Genomic DNA, 14,584 nt, shown 5'->3' with positions numbered 1-14,584 from the left:
TTCTGTTTCAGCGGGCGTTACTGCTGGCTTTCACGCTCGGCGATAAAGCCCAGCGCTTTGTTGATGCGCTCAATGCTGCGGGTTTTACCAATCGCATGTACGGTGACATCCAGCGCAGGCGACTGCCCGGCACCGGTCACAGCCACACGCAGCGGCATCCCCACTTTACCCATCCCCACTTCCAGCTCATCCGCCGTGGCCTGAATCGCGTGGTGGACGTTTTCTGCTGACCAGTCCGTAATCGCCGACAGCTTGTCGCGCACCACTTCCAGCGGCTGACGCGCTACCGGGCGGAGGTGTTTTTTCGCCGCATCGGCGTCAAACTCGCTGAAGTCTTCATAGAAGTAGCGGCAGCTCTGCGCCATCTCTTTCAGAGTCTTGCAGCGCTCGCCCAGCAACTTCACCAGTTCAGCAAGCTGCGGGCCGTTACGGGTGTCGATATTTTCCTGCTCAATATGCCACTGCAAATGCGTCGCCACATATTCCGGCGCCAGCGTATTGATATAGTGGTGGTTCAGCCACAGCAGTTTATCGGTGTTGAACGCGCTCGCAGACTTGCTCACCGCACCGAGGGAGAACAGCTTGATCATCTCTTCGCGAGTGAAGATTTCCTGATCGCCGCTGGACCAGCCCAGACGCACCAGATAGTTCAGCAACGCTTCCGGCAGATAACCGTCATCGCGATACTGCATCACGCTCACCGCACCGTGACGTTTAGACAGCTTTTTACCGTCGTCGCCGTTAATCATCGACACATGCGCGTACATCGGCACCGGCGCGTTTAACGCTTTCAAAATGTTAATCTGGCGCGGAGTATTGTTGATATGGTCTTCGCCACGAATCACATGGGTAATTTCCATATCCCAGTCGTCCACCACCACACAGAAGTTGTAGGTCGGCGAACCGTCGGTACGACGAATGATCAGATCGTCCAGTTCCTGATTGCTGAATTCGATCGGGCCACGGATCTGATCATCAAAAATAACGGAACCGTCCTGCGGGTTAGCAAAGCGCACCACGCATGGCTCATCGTCGGCATGATGTTCGTAACTGTGACGGCAACGCCCGTCATAACGCGGCTTCTCGCCTTTCGCCATCTGCTCTTCACGCAGTTGCTCCAGACGCTCTTTAGAGCAGTAGCATTTATAGGCTGTTCCCGCCTCCAGCATCTCGTCAATCACCGCGTTATAGCGATCAAAACGTTTGGTCTGGAAATATGGGCCTTCGTCCCATTCCAGGTTCAGCCAGTTCATACCATCCATGATGGCTTCAATGGCTTCCGGCGTGGAACGCTCAAGATCGGTGTCTTCAATACGCAGCACGAATTCACCGCCGTGGTGACGTGCGAAAAGCCAGGAATAAAGAGCAGTACGCGCGCCGCCGACGTGCAGATAACCTGTCGGGCTAGGCGCGAAGCGAGTTTTGATTTTCATGAAATGGCCTTACGTTTATAAAGATGCCGACAACCGGCAAATCCTGGAAAGATGAATAGCCTTGTATTCTATCACTGTGGCTTGATTCCTCAATGTTGATCCGGTCAGAACACTGCGCTTTGCTATTTCCGTATAGAAATCATGCAGCGCGGGGTAATTCACGATCGTTTTGTTTAATTTTACGACGAACAAACAAAAACTTTAGAAAATGCGTTGACTCATTTTCAACTCTCCCTATAATGCGACTCCACACAGCGGGGGTGATTAGCTCAGCTGGGAGAGCACCTCCCTTACAAGGAGGGGGTCGGCGGTTCGATCCCGTCATCACCCACCAACTACTTTATGTAGTCTCCGCCGTGTAGATAAGAAATTGAGAAGTGGGTGATTAGCTCAGCTGGGAGAGCACCTCCCTTACAAGGAGGGGGTCGGCGGTTCGATCCCGTCATCACCCACCACTTCGGGTCGTTAGCTCAGTTGGTAGAGCAGTTGACTTTTAATCAATTGGTCGCAGGTTCGAATCCTGCACGACCCACCAATGTAAAAAAGCGCCCTAAAGGCGCTTTTTTGCTATCTGCGATATGGAAGATTCGAACCTGCAGCAGGTTCGGGTCTTGCCTGATGCGCTGCGCTTATCAGGCCTACAGACGACACCGCACACGTAGGCCGGATAAGACGTTAGTCGCCATCCGGCACAGACATCATACCGTCAACGCCGCCACCAGTTTCTCCAGTGCTGGCGTTGCCTGCTGCTGGTCATACACAATATACAAATCCGCCGGAATACGTTCCTCTAACGGACGGAACACCACACCCGGCCAGCTCATTTGCGCATAGCCATCAGCCATCAACGTAATCCCGATCCCCATACTGATCATCGCCAACACCGTTTGCGGCTCAACCACTTCCCGAATAATCATTGGCGAGAAACCCGCCTGTTGGCATACACGTTGTAAAAATCCCCAATCAGAATGTACGGAAGGCAACGTAACAAAATATTCATTGCGCAACGCCGACAGCGGCACAGAATCTCTGGATGCCAGATCGTGATCTTCCGGAACTGCAACCATGAATGCAGATTCATGCAAACGTATGCTGGTAAAACCGACTGCCGGTTCGATAGCCATACGCCAGATCCCTGCATCAAGTTCCCGACGCTCTAACAACGCCATTTGCATACCGGGAGACTTTTCGCGAAAAAGTACTTCAACATTGGGATTTGCTTTCAAAAAGTGACGCATCGCAGGACGCATTCTTCCCCACAGCGCCGTACCAACCACACCCAGTTCAATGCGCCCCGCTTCACCGCGACCAATCTGCTCCACTCGCGCCAGCGCCTGATTTGCACTGGCTAACAAGCGACGTGACTCCTCCATTAAAACTTTCCCGGCATGGGTTAATGCAACGCTGCGGGAATGACGAATAAACAGCAATGTACCCAGTTGCTGTTCAAGTTCTTTGATATGGATACTCAAGGGAGGTTGTGACATATTTAACCGGGCAGCAGCCCGGCCAAAATGCAATTCCTCTGCAACAGCGAGGAAATAACGTAATAGCTTTAGATCAATACGATGGGCTCGTTCCATCACTATCGCACTCCAGGAATAAGGGATAACGTCTGGAATTTACCATATTACCTAGTAAAAAATAGATTTAACGACAAGATACCCAATATACATAAATACAATAGATAATACCCCGGGTAAAACATTTGGTGCGGGAATAGGTATACGGCATAAAGTAAAAAATGCGCCAATACCAAATCCAATACCGGAGGAGAGAATAATTTCTTTCATGCTGTGTCCTTGTTCATAAAAATGGACTGGCGAACATCCTCTCGCCAGTCAAATAAAATTAATGTGCTAATGATTTGGTCGACAGTTTTTCTGGATGGTGCTGATATTTAAAGAACAATGCAAAAATAACGGCCAATGCCAGAGCGTAGGCGGCAAAGACCAGACAGATGGTTTGCCAATCTTTTACGCCATCAATAGAAAAATAATCCACGGCCATACCGCTTAAAAGAGACCCAATCCACGCCCCCACGCCGCTAACCATGGTCATAAACAACCCCTGCGCGCTGGCGCGAATACTTGAGTCCACCTCCTGCTCTACAAATACTGACCCTGAGATGTTGAAGAAATCAAATGCGCAGCCATAAACAATCATCGACAGCAGCAGTAGCACAAAGCCAAACGGGGATGGATCGCCAAAGGCAAAGAAGCCGAAACGCAGCGTCCACGCCAGCATACTCATCAGCATTACCGTTTTAATACCAAAGCGTTTAAGGAAGAACGGAATGGTGAGGATAAAGCCCACTTCCGCCATCTGCGAAACTGAAAGCAAGATAGAGGGATACTTCACCACAAAGCTGTCGGCAAACTCAGGATTACGGGCAAAATCATGCAGGAACGGATTACCGAAGACATTGGTAATTTGCAGCACCGCCCCCAACATCATCGCAAACAAAAAGAAGATTGCCATGCGTGGATTTTTAAACAGAACAAAAGCATCCAGTCCGAGCTTACTGGCAAGCGTGGTGTTCGCCTTCTTCTCGGCTACCGGAATTTTCGGTAACGTCAGCGCATACAGGGCCAGCAATAACGATGCGCCAGAAGCGATGTATAATTGCGCACTGCTCAGTTCCAGCCCCATCAGGCTCACCGTCCACATCGCAACAATAAAACCTATTGTGCCGAAAACGCGCACAGGCGGAAATGACGTTACCGGATCCTGACCTGCTTTCGCCAGACAGGAGTACGAAACGCTATTGGATAATGCAATCGTTGGCATATACGCCATCGCATTAACCAACATCACCCAGAACATCGTCTGGGGATCGGTAACGGTGGTGGCGTACAATAACGCCCCCGCGCAAACCAGATGGCAAAGCATATAGGCTCGCTCAGCGCGCAGCCATTTATCAGCAATGATCCCCATAATGCCCGGCATGATAATCGCTGCCAGTCCTTTTGAGCTGTAGACCATACCGACATTCGCGCCGGTAAAATCCAGAGTGTTGATCATGTAAGAGCCCAGGGTAACCAGCCAGCTCCCCCAGATAAAATATTGCAAGAACGACATGACTTTTAAGCGGGACGTAATACCCATTTTTTATTCCTTGCCGTGAGATAAAGCCCCAATACGGGGCCGTAGTCATTGTGTTTAGGCCAGTTTACGTAAAAAGCCGCAAATCAGATTTATAAAGTTCTGCCGGGAAAGTTCAGCCGCCGCCAGCGTTTGCGCATGGGAGAGTTTTACATCGCCCAGCCCTTCCGCCAGATTGGTGATCGCTGAGACGGCAACAACTTTGAGGCCACAATGACGTGCGCTAATCACCTCAGGGACAACGGACATTCCGACCACATCGCCGCCAATAATCTGCATCATGCGGATTTCTGCCGCCGTTTCGAAGTTCGGACCCGGATAAGAAACAAATACGCCTTCAGTGAGGGGGAATCCCTCCTCTGCCGCAACGGACTGAAGCATGGCGCGATAATCTGCGTCATAAGCATTAGCCAGCGAGAAGAAGCGATCGCCATAACGATCATCGTTTGGCCCCACCATCGGCGTACCGGGCATCGTATTAATGTGATCGCTAAGCGCAACCAGGCTACCCGGCCCCACTTCCGGACGCAGAGATCCTGCCGCATTGGTGCAGAACAACACTTCACAGCCCAGTAATTTCAACGTGCGAATGGCATCGGTCATCACCGCCATTCCACGCCCTTCATAAAAATGTCCGCGACCTTTCATACAGGCCACCGGAACACCCGCCAGATGGCCGAGCACCAGTTCACCAGCATGGCCGTGTACGGTGCTGACGGGAAATCCCGGCAATTTCTCGTAAGAAATGGCTACCGCATCTTCGATTTGATCCGCCAGAGCACCCAACCCGGAGCCTAAAATAAACGCGACTCGCGGGGTAAATGCCGGTTTATGTGCATGAATAATATCAATACAATACTCAGGATTATGAGAAAAAAGAGCGTGAGGCATAAGTTTCCTTGTTCTATCGGATTTAATTTGACTCCTTTTTATAACGACCATCGCCCCTTGCTGACCAATACACTTTTCACGTGTCATCAATAGCCATTTAATATCGATAGATTTAGATCGCTTCTGTATTAATACAGAGGGAAAACAGTATTGGTTTTTGCTTGCACTTCATATTAACAATATGCCGCTTTCATATTTATAAATTGCCTCTTTTTAATTAACCCATTAATAATTATCGGCATAGGGAAATATGCTATGAAAAAAATTCTTACTCTGACGCTTTCTTCTTTACTCATTATTCCCGCACTCACCCATGCGGAATTTAAAGGCGGGTTCGCCGATATCGGCCTCCATTACCTCGACTGGACATCAGACACCACGGAAAAAACCAGTAAAAAATCCCATAAAGATGATTTTGGGTACCTGGAGCTGGAAGGCGGAGCGAATTTTAGCTGGGGAGAAATGTACGGGTTCTTCGACTGGGAAAATTTTTACAATGGCCGCCACGCTAAACCAGGCAGCGAACAGCGTTACACCTTTAAAAATACCAACCGTATTTATCTGGGCGATACAGGATTAAACCTCTATCTCCATGCCTACGGGACGTACGGTTCACCTCATCGCGCTAATTTCCATGATGACATGTTTCTCTATGGTTTAGGCTATAACTTCACAGGTAACGGTTACTGGTTTAAACCCTTCTTTGCCAAACGTTATACCGATCAGACCTACTACACAGGCGATAATGGTTATGTATTAGGTTGGGTGGCCGGCTATAGCTTCTCGTTGGGTAGTGAGAAATTCAGCGTAACGAACTGGAATGAGTATGAGTTTGACCGCGATGCGTCCTACGCTGCGGGCAATGGCGGGAAAGATGGCATTAATGGCGCAGTAGCGCTGTGGTGGAATGCGACTCCTCACCTGACCGCAGGAGTACAATATCGTTACGCTGATAATAAGTTAGGAGAATCCTTCCTGCAGGATGGCATTATTTATTCCATCAAATACCTGTTTTAACACACTGCCCTGTCAAAAATGGCAGGGCAAGACCGCACCTCACACACGGACAGATAGATATTTATAGCTGATACAGCGGATCTTTCGCCCTCGCGGCGGTTAATTCGCTGGCCTGGGTACGCACCACGTCCCACAACGCCTGCGCCGCCGTGGAGAGCGATCGGTTTTTTCGTCGCGCCAGCATGAGCTGCCTTTCAACTACGGGCGTCAGCCGTTTAACCTGCAAGTGGCTGCCCTGCGGGAGCGGTAACGCCAGCGCGGGCAGCACGCTGATGCCGATTCCCGCTTACACCATTGGAAACAGCGTGGCCGGGTGACCAATCTCCTGCACGATATCCGCCTCAATAGCAAAATGGGCCAGCGCCGCATCAATCAGCGGTCGGCTGCCGGAAGCATAATCCTGTAAGACCAGCGAGGCCTGTTTAAGATCCTGCCAGCTCACCCATTCCTGATGCGCCAGCGGATGATCTTGGCGACACAACAGTAAAAAAGGCTCTGATAAGATGGCTTCACACTGTAAATCCACCGCTGCGCCGGGATCGATAACGATGCCAAAATCCACTTCACCCTGGCGGATGCTCTCCAGCACCCACTGCTGCGGACGATCGTGCAATACAAAATCAATAGCGGGATAAAGTGAATTACTTTGGGCAATGCATTGCGGAATAAGATGCGCAGAAATGGTTTGGCTCGCGGCAACGCGCACGGTGCCGGTTAATTGTGTCCCTACTCTGCCTGCATCGCGCAGTATGCTGTTCAGTTCATCAAGCACCCGCTCCAGACGCGTCGCCAGTTGTTGCCCCGCCTCGGTCAGCACCACCTCACGCGTGGTGCGATCCAGCAGTCTGACGCCGGTTTGCCGCTCCAGCTCTTTTACGCTATGACTGACCGCAGACTGGCTCAGTCCAATCCTGTCCCCTGCCCGACTGAAACTTTTGGCCTGGGCGACGGTAATAAAAATACGCAGTTGACGCAGTGAATAGTTCATCGACTAGATTCATATATAGATGCAATAAATTAATTTTATTTCTCAAAGCGAAAAACGCAAAATAGCTGCACCGACTTTCAGGAGTTTTTATGAAACTTTTTCGTATCCTTGACCCTTTCACGCTGACACTTATCACCGTGGTACTACTGGCCTCTTTTTTCCCGGCGGAAGGCGGCTTTGTGCCTGTCGTTGAAGGCATTACGACAGCGGCCATCGCTCTGCTGTTTTTTATGCATGGCGCGAAGCTTTCACGTGAAGCGATCATCGCTGGCGGCAGCCACTGGCGGTTGCATCTGTGGGTCATGTGCAGCACTTTTGTGCTCTTTCCTGTCCTCGGCGTACTGTTTGCCTGGTGGGCGCCTGTCAATGTCGACCCTATGCTCTACAGTGGCTTTCTGTATCTGTGCATTTTGCCCGCCACCGTGCAGTCGGCGATTGCATTTACTTCACTCGCGGGCGGTAACGTCGCGGCCGCGGTGTGCTCAGCGTCTGCGTCCAGTCTGCTGGGCATTTTCCTGTCGCCGCTGCTGGTCGGTCTGGTAATGAATATTCATGGCGCGCAGGGCAGTCTGGAAGAGGTGGGCAAAATTATGCTGCAACTGCTGCTGCCTTTTGTGCTGGGACACCTGTCTCGCCCGTGGATCGGCAACTGGGTCGCGCGCAACAAAAAGTGGATCGCGAAAACAGATCAGACCTCTATTTTGCTGGTGGTCTACTCGGCGTTCAGCGAAGCGGTGGTCAACGGCATCTGGCACAAAGTCGGCTGGGGATCGCTGCTGTTTATCGTCGTGGTCAGTCTCATACTGTTGGCGATCGTCATCACCATTAACGTCTTTGTCGCCCGTAAATGCGGCTTCAATAAAGCCGACGAAATCACTATTGTTTTCTGCGGTTCGAAAAAAAGCCTGGCCAACGGGATCCCGATGGCCAATATTCTGTTTCCGACGTCAGTGCTGGGTATGATGGTATTACCGCTGATGATCTTCCACCAGATCCAACTGATGGTCTGCGCAGGGCTGGCGCGGCGCTACAAACGCCAGACCGAGAAGTTACAGGCGCAGCAGGAAAGCCGCGCCGCGAAAGCTTAAAGCGGGCGTTTCAGGGGCTGTACCAGTTGCGTCAGCCCCTCAGTTTTAATCAGCAGCGTGATTTGCATCAACTCCCCCAGTTTACCCGCCGGAAATTGATCTTTACGGGCAAACCACAGCAAATACTCTTTCGGAAGGTCGATCAATCGACGTCCCTGATATTTGCCAAAGGGCATCACGGTGTTGGCGATTTCAACCAGCTGCTCTTTTTCCATCTCAGGCACCCAGTAAGCGGATCATTTCCGCTTCATCAATCACGGTAATACCCAGTTCCTGCGCTTTGGCCAGTTTGGAGCCCGCCGCTTCACCGGCAATCACCAGATCGGTTTTCTTCGATACGCTGCCTGCCACTTTCGCGCCCAGCGCCGCTAAACGCGCTTTAGCGTCATCGCGGGACATCTGGCTCAGGCTACCGGTTAGTACCACGGTTTTACCGGCAAACGGGCTATCGATCTCTTGCACATTAATGACTACCGGCGCGGGCCAGTGAACCCCTTCCGCCAGTAGCTGCCCAATCACGTCACGATTGCTCTCTTCGGCAAAAAAGTTAAAGACGTGCGTAGCGACCACAATCCCCACGTCGGGTACTTTCTGCAACTCGTCAATGGTAGCGGTCTGCAGCGCCTCCAGCGTGCCGAAATAAGCCGCCAGCCCCGCCGCCGTCGCTTCACCCACTTCACGGATGCCCAGCGCATAGAGAAAACGCGCAAAAGTCGTCGCTTTGGCTTTTTCCAGCGCGTTTACAACATTTTGCGCGGACTTTAGCCCCATTCGGTCCAGGCCGGTCAGTTTACCCGCCGTCAGACGGAACAGATCCGCTGGCGTATGGACATACTCCCTTTCCACCAGTTGGTCGATGATCTTATCGCCCATCCCGTCTACATCCATCGCCCGGCGCGACACAAAATGTTTCAGCGACTCTTTACGCTGCGCGCCACAAATCAGCCCGCCGGTACAACGGGTAACGGCTTCGCCTTCAACGCGCTCTACGTCCGATCCGCACACCGGACAGTGCGTTGGAAACACAATCGGACGCGTCTCTTCAGGGCGTTCGGACAGAACCACGTTGACCACCTGAGGGATCACATCGCCTGCCCGACGGATAACCACCTTATCGCCAATGCGCAAGCCAAGTCGCTCAATTTCATCGGCATTATGCAACGTGGCATTGCTGACCAGCACACCAGCCACCTGAACCGGTTCCAGACGCGCCACCGGCGTAATCGCCCCGGTGCGCCCGACCTGAAACTCAACATCGCGCACAAAAGTCATCTGCTCCTGAGCAGGAAATTTAAACGCCACCGCCCAGCGCGGCGCGCGGGCCACAAAGCCCAGCTGTTCCTGCAAAGCCAGCGAGTTGACCTTAATCACCACGCCGTCGATATCAAAACCGAGCGTGGGGCGATCTTTTTCGACGTTGCGATAAAAATCCAGTACCGCCTGGGGAGAATCGCACAGCGTCACGCGATCGCTGACCGGTAACCCCCACGCTTTAAATTGCAGCAAACGTCCCAGATGCGTATCCGGCAACTCGCCGCCTTCCAGAATACCGACGCCGTAGCAGAAAAATGTTAGCGGTCGCTTCGCCGTAATACGCGGATCGAGCTGACGCAACGAGCCCGCCGCCGCGTTACGCGGATTAGCAAACACTTTGCCGCCAGTGCGGCGCGCGTCTTCATTGATCTTTTCAAACCCGGCCTGCGGTAAAAATACCTCTCCGCGAACTTCAAGACGCGCCGGAATGTTATCGCCGTGCAGCTTTAACGGAATGGCGCGAATCGTGCGCACGTTTGAAGTAATATCTTCACCGGTGGTGCCGTCGCCACGCGTCGCAGCGCTCACCAGCACGCCGTTTTCATACAGAATGCTGACCGCCAGACCATCCAGCTTTAGCTCGCAGCACCAGATGACATTTTCCGTGCTTTTTAGACGATCCTGCACTCGCTTGTTAAACGCCAGGAAGCTTTCTTCATCAAATACGTTATCGAGCGACAGCATCGGTACTTCATGGCGAATCTGGTTGAATGCCGTCAGCGGCGCCGCGCCAACGCGCTGCGTGGGCGAATCCGGCGTGATAAGGTCCGGACGTTGCGCCTCCAGCTCTCGCAGTTCCCGCATCAGGCGGTCATATTCGGCGTCGGGAATCTCGGGCGCATCCATCACATGATACAGATATTCATGATGGCGAAGCGTGGTTCGCAGTTCTGTCAGTTGTTGTTCGATTGGTTCCATATCACACCATCAATGATAAAAAACCCCCGACAGGCGGGGGTTACGTTAAAAATGTCACACCTGCGTTAACCTCAGGCGTTAGCGTCCATCACCTCGCGGATGCGGTCCTGATATTCGCGCAGTTTCTGCGGCGTCATCATCCGACGCTGGTCATCCAGCACGACGCCGCCGACCTCATCAGCGATATGCTGCGCGGATTGCAGCATCAGCTTGAAATTCTGCAGCGCATCGCCGTAAGACGGTACCTGCATAAAGATAGTGACGCCAGGCGTAGTGAAGTCCGTCATTTCAGGATCGAACGTTCCCGGATTGACCATATTCGCGAGACTGAACAAGGCCGGGCCGCTGCCGTCCGGGCTCAAATGACGATGGAAAATATTCATATCGCCAAATTTAAAGCCTGACTGCTGAATACTGTTCAGTAACACTTCACCATTAAGCTCGCTGCCATGATGGGCCGCGACGTTCATAATGATGACCGCCTCTTTACGCTGCGGTTTTTCCACAACCGGCGCTTCTTCCACTACCGGTTCCGCCTCAACCACAGGTTCCGCAGGCTGGAAGGTTTGCGCTGATGGCGGCGGCGCGGGCTGCGCAACAGGCTGCGGCGCTTGCGACGGCGGTGCAGGCTGCTGTTGCGGCGGCTGTACCGGCGGCGCAGATGGCTGAACCTGCTGAGGCTGCGGCGCAGGTTGGACCGGTTGCTGAACCGGCTGTTGCATCGGCGCTTGCGGCTGCGGCGGCGCCGCTGGACGCGGTTGCGCAGACGCATAAGGCGGCTGGTACTGGTGTTGCGGCGACTGACGAGGGGCATCATGCTCCTGCGACTGGCCGGGGGCATGATTTACGCGGTGAACACGAACTTCACCCACGCCTTCGTCTTCTTCGACATCGTCGTCATACGAGTCGTCGTCGCGTTTCGATTTCATGCGTTTTAGTGGACGATCGCGGAACATAGAAGATCGTTCTTTACGGCTGGTCCAGAAACCATGTACCAGTAAAGCGATTATGGCGATCGCGCCAACAATGATTAATATCAGACGCAAATCCTGCATCATTATATTCTCTGTTGTTCTAACACCTTGCCACCACGGCAAACATTTACTCACTAAGAGTATTTGCCGATTACGTCAAGTGCAAGTGTACTGTTGGCTTTCGCAGCATAAAGATGAAGGAAAATGTGCTTTTTGCTGTTTTTTCGAACATTTCCGAACTATCCACCGTCTGATAACCGGGTAAGATATCCCACGTTTACCCAGGGCTTTAAGAAAAAGGAGTATGTCCTGAATATGGTTTCATCATCCACAACCGTACCACGTAGCGGCGTCTATTATTTCTCGCAAGGATGGAAGTTAGTCACCCTACCGGGAATCCGCCGCTTTGTTATTTTACCTTTGCTGGTCAACATTGTGCTGATGGGCGGCGCATTTTGGTGGCTGTTTACCCAGCTTGACGCCTGGATACCTTCGTTGATGAGTCATGTGCCGGACTGGCTGCAATGGCTGAGCTATCTGCTGTGGCCGATTGCGGTTATCTCTGTTCTGCTGGTCTTTGGCTATTTTTTCTCTACCCTCGCCAACTGGATCGCCGCGCCGTTTAACGGCCTTTTAGCCGAACAGCTTGAGGCGCGGTTAACCGGCGCCACGCCGCCAGATACCGGCATACTCGGCATCATGAAAGATGTACCGCGCATTATGAAACGTGAATGGCAAAAGCTGGCGTGGTATCTGCCGCGCGCTATTGTGCTGCTGGTTCTCTATTTTATTCCTGGCATTGGCCAAACCATCGCGCCGGTGCTGTGGTTTTTGTTCAGCGCCTGGATGCTGGCGATCCAGTATTGCGACTACCCGTTTGATAACCACAAAGTGCCGTTTAAAACGATGCGCGCCGCGTTGCGCACGCAGAAGGTGGCGAATATGCAATTTGGCGCGCTCACCAGCCTCTTTACGATGATTCCGGTGCTTAACCTTTTCATTATGCCTGTCGCCGTCTGTGGCGCGACGGCAATGTGGGTTGATTGCTGGCGTGCTAAGCACGCGTTATGGAAATAACGTAAAAATGTATAAATAAGAGATGGCTTATGCTGTCTCTTATTCCATACTGATAACCATTATTTCCCATCAGCATATAGATATGCGAAATCCTTACTTCCCCATATCTGGCTGGAAGGTATGCTGGGAAGGTATCCCAATTTCATACAGTTAAGGACAGGCCATGAGTAAGATTTATGAAGATAACTCGCTGACTATCGGTCATACGCCGCTGGTTCGACTGAACCGTATCGGTAATGGACGCATTCTGGCGAAGGTGGAGTCGCGCAACCCGAGCTTCAGCGTCAAGTGCCGTATCGGCGCCAATATGATTTGGGATGCCGAAAAGCGTGGCGTACTGAAACCTGGCGTGGAACTGGTGGAGCCGACCAGCGGCAACACCGGTATTGCGCTGGCGTATGTCGCCGCCGCGCGCGGTTACAAACTCACCCTGGCCATGCCGGAAACCATGAGCATTGAACGCCGCAAGCTACTCAAAGCATTAGGCGCGAATCTGGTGCTGACCGAAGGGGCGAAAGGGATGAAAGGCGCTATTCAGAAAGCCGAAGAAATTGTCGCCAGCGATCCGCAAAAATATCTCCTGCTCCAGCAGTTCAGCAACCCTGCCAACCCGGAAATCCATGAAAAAACCACCGGCCCGGAAATCTGGGAAGACACCGATGGTCAGGTGGATGTGTTTATCTCCGGCGTCGGCACTGGCGGTACGTTAACCGGCGTCACGCGTTATATCAAAGGGACGAAGGGTAAAACCGATCTTATCACCGTTGCGGTAGAACCCACTGACTCCCCGGTTATTGCCCAGGCGCTGGCTGGTGAAGAGATCAAACCAGGCCCGCATAAAATTCAGGGCATCGGCGCAGGCTTCATCCCGGGCAACCTGGATCTGAAACTGATTGATAAAGTGGTTGGCATCACCAATGAAGAAGCCATTTCTACCGCGCGCCGTCTGATGGAAGAGGAAGGTATTCTGGCAGGAATTTCTTCCGGTGCCGCGGTTGCTGCAGCGCTTAAGCTGCAGGAAGATGAAAGCTTTACCAATAAGAATATTGTGGTTATCCTACCTTCATCAGGTGAGCGTTATCTGAGCACCGCGTTGTTCGCCGATCTCTTTACTGAGAAAGAACTGCAACAGTGATGCCAGCATGTTAAAAACGCGTAAAAAAGCACCTTTTTGGGTGCTTTTTTGTGGCCTGCTTCAAACTTTCACCTCACCTGGCATTGATTCACCCTGCCGGAACTGGTATTTAACTAGACTAATTATTTTGATGCGCGAAATTAATCGTTACAGGAAAAGCGTTAGCTGAATCGATTTTATGATTTGGTTCAAATCTTCCTTTCGCGGCATAATGTTTAATGACGAGCGAAACGTCAGCGGCCATAAGTTGCCAGCAACGGATTGCGTAGAACACCTTTTGTGTCGCGTCCCGTTTACGCCGGCGCTAACAATACAGGCTAAAGTTGAGCCGCCAGGCTAGACTTTAGTTCCACAACACTAAACCTATAAGTTGGGGAAATACAATGTTCCAGCAAGAAGTTACCATTACCGCTCCGAACGGTCTGCACACCCGCCCTGCTGCTCAGTTTGTTAAAGAAGCAAAAGGCTTCACTTCTGAGATTACTGTGACTTCCAACGGCAAAAGCGCCAGCGCGAAAAGCCTGTTTAAACTGCAGACTCTGGGCCTGACTCAAGGCACCGTCGTCACCATCTCCGCAGAAGGTGAAGATGAGCAGAAAGCGGTTGAACATCTGGTCAAACTGATGGCGGAACTCGAGTAAGTT

General features: G+C 52.0%; 13 protein-coding genes, 3 tRNA genes and 1 pseudogene. 8 read left to right on the top strand and 9 right to left on the bottom strand.

The window, feature by feature from the left end; translation table 11 throughout:
* Positions 1 to 17: 17 nt before the first annotated feature.
* Positions 18 to 1,433, bottom strand: coding sequence for a glutamate--tRNA ligase (gene gltX, locus ACQ29O_RS06405; protein WP_000695626.1), 1,416 nt, complete (start codon positions 1,431 to 1,433; stop codon positions 18 to 20).
* A gap of 258 nt (positions 1,434 to 1,691) precedes the next feature.
* On the opposite strand from gltX, the gene ACQ29O_RS06400 reads away from it, so the two are divergent.
* The 3 genes from ACQ29O_RS06400 to ACQ29O_RS06390 all read left to right on the top strand — a co-directional run bounded on the left by ACQ29O_RS06400 (position 1,692) and on the right by ACQ29O_RS06390 (position 1,968).
* Positions 1,692 to 1,767 (top strand) — tRNA-Val (locus tag ACQ29O_RS06400).
* Positions 1,768 to 1,812: 45 nt separating this feature from the next.
* Positions 1,813 to 1,888, top strand: a tRNA-Val gene (locus ACQ29O_RS06395).
* A 4-nt stretch (positions 1,889 to 1,892) separates the two neighbouring features.
* Positions 1,893 to 1,968 (top strand) — tRNA-Lys (locus ACQ29O_RS06390).
* Positions 1,969 to 2,131: 163 nt separating this feature from the next.
* Here the strand turns inward: ACQ29O_RS06390 and ACQ29O_RS06385 are convergent.
* From ACQ29O_RS06385 to xapA, 4 genes are read right to left on the bottom strand one after another with little or no spacing between them, the layout of a single operon-like run.
* Positions 2,132 to 3,016, bottom strand: coding sequence for a LysR family transcriptional regulator (locus tag ACQ29O_RS06385; RefSeq protein ID WP_000438892.1), 885 nt, complete (start codon positions 3,014 to 3,016; stop codon positions 2,132 to 2,134).
* A gap of 51 nt (positions 3,017 to 3,067) precedes the next feature.
* On the bottom strand, positions 3,068 to 3,226 hold the full coding sequence (locus ACQ29O_RS06380) for a XapX domain-containing protein (protein ID WP_000658727.1): 159 nt from the start codon (positions 3,224 to 3,226) through the stop codon (positions 3,068 to 3,070).
* Between the two features lie 58 nt (positions 3,227 to 3,284).
* Positions 3,285 to 4,541 carry a nucleoside permease gene (locus ACQ29O_RS06375; protein ID WP_000513242.1) on the bottom strand — a complete coding sequence of 419 codons (1,257 nt, stop codon included), beginning with the start codon at positions 4,539 to 4,541 and terminating at the stop codon, positions 3,285 to 3,287.
* Positions 4,542 to 4,595: 54 nt separating this feature from the next.
* Positions 4,596 to 5,429, bottom strand: coding sequence for a xanthosine phosphorylase (gene xapA, locus ACQ29O_RS06370; protein ID WP_001119748.1), 834 nt, complete (start codon positions 5,427 to 5,429; stop codon positions 4,596 to 4,598).
* A 255-nt stretch (positions 5,430 to 5,684) separates the two neighbouring features.
* On the opposite strand from xapA, the gene ACQ29O_RS06365 reads away from it, so the two are divergent.
* Positions 5,685 to 6,446: an outer membrane protein gene (locus tag ACQ29O_RS06365; protein WP_000722926.1), complete on the top strand. Its 762-nt coding sequence runs from the start codon at positions 5,685 to 5,687 to the stop codon at positions 6,444 to 6,446.
* Between the two features lie 61 nt (positions 6,447 to 6,507).
* Here ACQ29O_RS06365 and ACQ29O_RS06360 read toward each other — a convergent pair.
* Positions 6,508 to 7,434, bottom strand: a pseudogene (locus tag ACQ29O_RS06360) (LysR family transcriptional regulator).
* Positions 7,435 to 7,523: 89 nt separating this feature from the next.
* On the opposite strand from ACQ29O_RS06360, the gene ACQ29O_RS06355 reads away from it, so the two are divergent.
* A complete protein-coding gene (locus ACQ29O_RS06355; RefSeq protein WP_000765573.1) occupies positions 7,524 to 8,522 on the top strand; it encodes a bile acid:sodium symporter family protein in 999 nt (332 codons plus the stop codon).
* Here the strand turns inward: ACQ29O_RS06355 and ACQ29O_RS06350 are convergent.
* The 3 genes from ACQ29O_RS06350 to zipA form a co-directional block, all read right to left on the bottom strand.
* The gene (locus ACQ29O_RS06350) at positions 8,519 to 8,737 is read right to left on the bottom strand and encodes a DUF3820 family protein (RefSeq protein WP_001675229.1); all 219 of its coding nucleotides are present in this window, start codon (positions 8,735 to 8,737) and stop codon (positions 8,519 to 8,521) included. The two genes, ACQ29O_RS06355 and ACQ29O_RS06350, sit on opposite strands and share 4 nt — an antisense overlap.
* 1 nt (position 8,738) lies before the next feature.
* Positions 8,739 to 10,754 (bottom strand): NAD-dependent DNA ligase LigA, encoded by a 2,016-nt coding sequence (ligA, locus tag ACQ29O_RS06345; RefSeq protein WP_020936861.1) that lies wholly within the window; start codon positions 10,752 to 10,754, stop codon positions 8,739 to 8,741.
* A gap of 71 nt (positions 10,755 to 10,825) precedes the next feature.
* On the bottom strand, positions 10,826 to 11,812 hold the full coding sequence (gene zipA, locus ACQ29O_RS06340; protein ID WP_000983126.1) for a cell division protein ZipA: 987 nt from the start codon (positions 11,810 to 11,812) through the stop codon (positions 10,826 to 10,828).
* Positions 11,813 to 12,043: 231 nt separating this feature from the next.
* On the opposite strand from zipA, the gene cysZ reads away from it, so the two are divergent.
* The 3 genes from cysZ to ptsH all read left to right on the top strand — a co-directional run bounded on the left by cysZ (position 12,044) and on the right by ptsH (position 14,581).
* Positions 12,044 to 12,805: a sulfate transporter CysZ gene (gene cysZ, locus ACQ29O_RS06335; RefSeq protein WP_000255008.1), complete on the top strand. Its 762-nt coding sequence runs from the start codon at positions 12,044 to 12,046 to the stop codon at positions 12,803 to 12,805.
* 163 nt (positions 12,806 to 12,968) lie between these two features.
* Positions 12,969 to 13,940 carry a cysteine synthase A gene (gene cysK, locus ACQ29O_RS06330; RefSeq protein ID WP_000036902.1) on the top strand — a complete coding sequence of 324 codons (972 nt, stop codon included), beginning with the start codon at positions 12,969 to 12,971 and terminating at the stop codon, positions 13,938 to 13,940.
* A gap of 383 nt (positions 13,941 to 14,323) precedes the next feature.
* On the top strand, positions 14,324 to 14,581 hold the full coding sequence (gene ptsH, locus ACQ29O_RS06325) for a phosphocarrier protein Hpr (RefSeq protein ID WP_000487600.1): 258 nt from the start codon (positions 14,324 to 14,326) through the stop codon (positions 14,579 to 14,581).
* The last annotated feature ends 3 nt before the right edge of the window (positions 14,582 to 14,584 follow it).

This window comes from Salmonella sp. GDC200615 (assembly GCF_050574145.1).
GTDB lineage: Bacteria > Pseudomonadota > Gammaproteobacteria > Enterobacterales > Enterobacteriaceae > Salmonella > Salmonella enterica.
This window is presented reverse-complemented; position numbering and strand designations above follow the sequence as displayed.

Excerpts from the sequence above, each read along its gene's own strand:
- gltX (WP_000695626.1), bottom strand. The coding sequence starts at position 1,433 with ATGAAAATCAAAACTCGCTTCGCGCCTAGCCCGACAGGTTATCTGCAC.
- ACQ29O_RS06385 (WP_000438892.1), bottom strand. The coding sequence starts at position 3,016 with ATGGAACGAGCCCATCGTATTGATCTAAAGCTATTACGTTATTTCCTC.
- ACQ29O_RS06380 (WP_000658727.1), bottom strand. The coding sequence starts at position 3,226 with ATGAAAGAAATTATTCTCTCCTCCGGTATTGGATTTGGTATTGGCGCA.
- ACQ29O_RS06375 (WP_000513242.1), bottom strand. The coding sequence starts at position 4,541 with ATGGGTATTACGTCCCGCTTAAAAGTCATGTCGTTCTTGCAATATTTT.
- xapA (WP_001119748.1), bottom strand. The coding sequence starts at position 5,429 with ATGCCTCACGCTCTTTTTTCTCATAATCCTGAGTATTGTATTGATATT.
- ACQ29O_RS06365 (WP_000722926.1), top strand. The coding sequence starts at position 5,685 with ATGAAAAAAATTCTTACTCTGACGCTTTCTTCTTTACTCATTATTCCC.
- ACQ29O_RS06355 (WP_000765573.1), top strand. The coding sequence starts at position 7,524 with ATGAAACTTTTTCGTATCCTTGACCCTTTCACGCTGACACTTATCACC.
- ACQ29O_RS06350 (WP_001675229.1), bottom strand. The coding sequence starts at position 8,737 with ATGGAAAAAGAGCAGCTGGTTGAAATCGCCAACACCGTGATGCCCTTT.
- ligA (WP_020936861.1), bottom strand. The coding sequence starts at position 10,754 with ATGGAACCAATCGAACAACAACTGACAGAACTGCGAACCACGCTTCGC.
- zipA (WP_000983126.1), bottom strand. The coding sequence starts at position 11,812 with ATGATGCAGGATTTGCGTCTGATATTAATCATTGTTGGCGCGATCGCC.
- cysZ (WP_000255008.1), top strand. The coding sequence starts at position 12,044 with ATGGTTTCATCATCCACAACCGTACCACGTAGCGGCGTCTATTATTTC.
- cysK (WP_000036902.1), top strand. The coding sequence starts at position 12,969 with ATGAGTAAGATTTATGAAGATAACTCGCTGACTATCGGTCATACGCCG.
- ptsH (WP_000487600.1), top strand. The coding sequence starts at position 14,324 with ATGTTCCAGCAAGAAGTTACCATTACCGCTCCGAACGGTCTGCACACC.